A 3,053-nucleotide genomic window follows, 5' to 3' on the forward strand; every position below is an offset into this window, starting at 1 on the left:
ATAGGCTGCAACTTATTACTCTGAATAAATTGATTCAACTCATTATAAGTATTTTGCATCAACATAGGATTCCCCTCATGTCTTACATACAAAGCGTTAACTAGCTTAAATTCTTTCTTTAAAACATACCCAACGGGAATATCAAATTCACCTTCAACAGGAATTAAAATTTCCATATCTAATACTTGTTGCCCAGCAACCATTTCAACTCCAAAAGTAGTATTTAAAACTGGACCAGATTTTTGTAAGTTATTTTCTTTGATGACTTGTCCAATCTTTTGCATCTCTTGGTTAATTTCCATTTGGTTCATTTTCTTTCTTAAACATAAAAGATTTTTAATTATAAAGTTTTATCTCGCTTATTATAGGAATCCCATTGTGAAACTTAATTTATACTTGTACAAAATCTCCACGTTTCTAGGAGTTTTGTACAAGTATAAATTAATAGTTGAACTGGGATACCTATAATTCAAATTTTTATGCTAGAGGGACTAGAAAATTACTGAAAACATATTGAAGTCAAAAAAACATGTACTATAAAGCAAGTAGTTCTTGCCATCGTACATGTTTTTTATGTTTTCAAGGTTGTACCTGGAAAAAATTACACCTCAGAGGTCCTAGGAGATGATTTGAAATCAGCTCCTTGCTACGAACTTGCTATCAAACACCTTATTTAATAAGAAAACACCTAAAATAGATAATATTAACCCTAAAAAAACAATCCATGGAGGTATAAACGTAACGGAGCTATAGTCAAATATATATTCAGGAAATATTAATTTTACTAAAAGAGGATATATAAAACTTATAAAATTAAAGAAGCTATGAGCTAAGATACAAATTAATAAAGAATTTGTTTTGTAAAAACACCAACCAAAAAAAATGCCAGCACAGAAGGATGATAAAAATTGCCATGGATTCATGTGGTATATTGCAAATAAAAGAGAGGATATAAAAATTGCTTTTTTATAAGAATAATGTTTGAAAAACCCTCTTAGAATTAATCCTCTAAAAAGAAATTCTTCTACTACCGGGCCTAGAATAACTGCTGCTAAGAAATATTGCAATGAGTTACTGAGTACGTTGGATAAATCATTAAATAGTTCAAGATATACTCCTGTTAGTGGAAAGATAATAAAGGATATAGTGTTGATTTCAGTAATAACTATTAATAATCCAATTATTGTAATTATTGATGGAATTATATACTTTAAAGATACTAATTGTAGGGAGAATAATTCTTTAAAGGTAATTGTGTTTTTTAATCTTAACCACAAAACTATTATACTTAAGGCAGTAGCTTGAATAAAGACACCTAATAATATTGAAGTATAAGATGATTCAAAATATGGTGCCAATAAGAATTGAAATGTAAGCGTTAATATTTCAAATGATAATAGCAATAAAATACTGTTCATTATTTTGAGAGAGTAATCTTTATTTTCAATCATATTTAGATAAATCCTTTCAGAAATTTATTTTGGTACTTAAAGTATATTTTTGAAATTTGAATACAATTATAAAATATGGCGGATAGACATAGATTATCTACAGCCACATAATAGCAATGTTAATAAATATATTCAAACAATTAGTAATTATTTATTAAAAATATCCTAGCTGTTCATATTTTTTAAAATCGGCCCAACTTAGTTTATCCCAACTTATCTTATTAGTCATAAGATAGTATTGAAAAATAGATGGGCCCCCAATAGGAACAGAACCACCATTAACAATGTCTAAATCATCATATGCCAACTCACAAAAATCACCACTATATTTGAAAGTTATTTCCATGATATTCACCTCCTTATAGTAAAATAGACTCTCGGAATTAACCGAGTGTTATGTTTTAAGGATTTCTTTAAAACACTTTAGTTATAATCCTTCCACTTTTAGTAGGAAGTTTTTTATTTTGTTAAAGTGAAATTGGAAATTTCACTTCTAAAAAACATTGTTAAGAGTCTAAAAAAAACACTTAACTTTTGAAAATAAACCCAACAATGGAGTTTAAGGGATTGTTACCCTTACTAACCGTGATTGGGGTGTTAAAAATGAAACCTAAATATGTTTCTCATGAATCTTATCAAAATTTTGTATTATCAAATCTACAAAAACAGTATGCCGAAGGCATTCTTACACTTGTGAATAATGATTGGTCAGTAATCCATAAGTTATGGATTACTGACTTTTCTTATGTCAGGCTTGGTTAACTAATGATTATTCAAACAAAGAGCCTGTTTCAATGCTACGGTATTATCTTTTTTTTTATTGAATAATCCTACCATTGGTATTACAAAATGGGTAGATGAACTTTAGGGTGTTCAACTATACCATATCCTTATTGGCTTTGAACCCAATGATATTCCTTTTTAATTAATAGTTAAAACTGCCGGTTTGCTCCATTCGCTTGAAATCAGCCCAAGATAGAGGCGTTGGCCAAATTCCACCTGGATATTTCATTTCTATATAAGCAAGAAGCATTTTTAACACTGGTATTACAGGACTAGCACCACCATTAACAACTTCCAACTCATCATAACCCAACTCACAAAAAACACCACTATAATTCAAAGTCATTTCCATAATATTCACCTCCTTATATTGTAAATTATTAAAACTTATATGTAAATCCTCGGCCGAAAGATTTAACCTGTAGAGATTCTACCGTGAAATTTAATTTATACATGTTCCAAAATCTCGACGTTTTAACGAGTTATGGTACATGTATAAATTATTTATTGAGCTGAGATATCTCCAAATTAATTCAAAGATTTTCTGAAAGAAAATCAACCACAACTGTCAATTGTACACTGTCAATTGTCAACTATATTTTATTGGGATTAACCCCAATATAAATATCAATAACAGCTTCATCCAACTTACTAGGATCATTAACTTCATTAACAGCAACATTATAAGCAGAAGTTATAGGCTGCAAGTTATTACTTTGTATATATTGATTCAACTCATTATAAGTATTTTGCATCAATATAGGGTTCCCCTCATGTCTTACATACAAAGCGTTAACTAGCTTAAATTCTTTCTTTAAA

Annotated in this window: 4 protein-coding genes and 2 pseudogenes; 1 reads left to right on the forward strand and 5 read right to left on the reverse strand. The window is 29.1% G+C overall.

Going from position 1 to position 3,053, the window contains the following annotated elements:
• Nucleotides 1-302, reverse strand: a pseudogene (locus BUB83_RS20875) (AraC family transcriptional regulator); the annotation flags it as partial.
• A gap of 333 nt (nt 303-635) precedes the next feature.
• Nucleotides 636-1,067 (reverse strand): CPBP family intramembrane glutamic endopeptidase, encoded by a 432-nt coding sequence (locus BUB83_RS23035; protein WP_423231155.1) that lies wholly within the window; start codon nt 1,065-1,067, stop codon nt 636-638.
• Here BUB83_RS23035 and BUB83_RS22620 point away from each other — a divergent pair.
• Nucleotides 982-1,305 carry a hypothetical protein gene (locus tag BUB83_RS22620; RefSeq protein WP_242950736.1) on the forward strand — a complete coding sequence of 108 codons (324 nt, stop codon included), beginning with the start codon at nt 982-984 and terminating at the stop codon, nt 1,303-1,305. The two genes, BUB83_RS23035 and BUB83_RS22620, sit on opposite strands and share 86 nt — an antisense overlap.
• Before the next feature lie 300 nt (nt 1,306-1,605).
• Here BUB83_RS22620 and BUB83_RS20885 read toward each other — a convergent pair whose 3' ends face one another.
• The 3 genes and pseudogenes from BUB83_RS20885 to BUB83_RS22120 form a co-directional block, all read right to left on the reverse strand.
• On the reverse strand, nt 1,606-1,797 hold the full coding sequence (locus BUB83_RS20885; RefSeq protein ID WP_073341015.1) for a hypothetical protein: 192 nt from the start codon (nt 1,795-1,797) through the stop codon (nt 1,606-1,608).
• A 579-nt stretch (nt 1,798-2,376) separates the two neighbouring features.
• Entirely contained in the window at nt 2,377-2,586 is a 210-nt protein-coding gene (locus tag BUB83_RS20890) for a hypothetical protein (protein WP_073341016.1), read from the reverse strand.
• A gap of 241 nt (nt 2,587-2,827) precedes the next feature.
• A pseudogene (locus BUB83_RS22120) lies at nt 2,828-3,053 on the reverse strand (transcriptional regulator); the annotation flags it as partial.

Origin of the sequence: Clostridium grantii DSM 8605 (assembly GCF_900129965.1) — a bacterium.
GTDB lineage: Bacteria > Bacillota > Clostridia > Clostridiales > Clostridiaceae > Clostridium_AF > Clostridium_AF grantii.

What these genes read in the sequence shown, in the direction of transcription:
- BUB83_RS20885 (WP_073341015.1), bottom strand. Translation starts at nt 1,797, where the DNA reads ATGGAAATAACTTTCAAATATAGTGGTGATTTTTGTGAGTTGGCATAT.
- BUB83_RS20890 (WP_073341016.1), bottom strand. Translation starts at nt 2,586, where the DNA reads ATGGAAATGACTTTGAATTATAGTGGTGTTTTTTGTGAGTTGGGTTAT.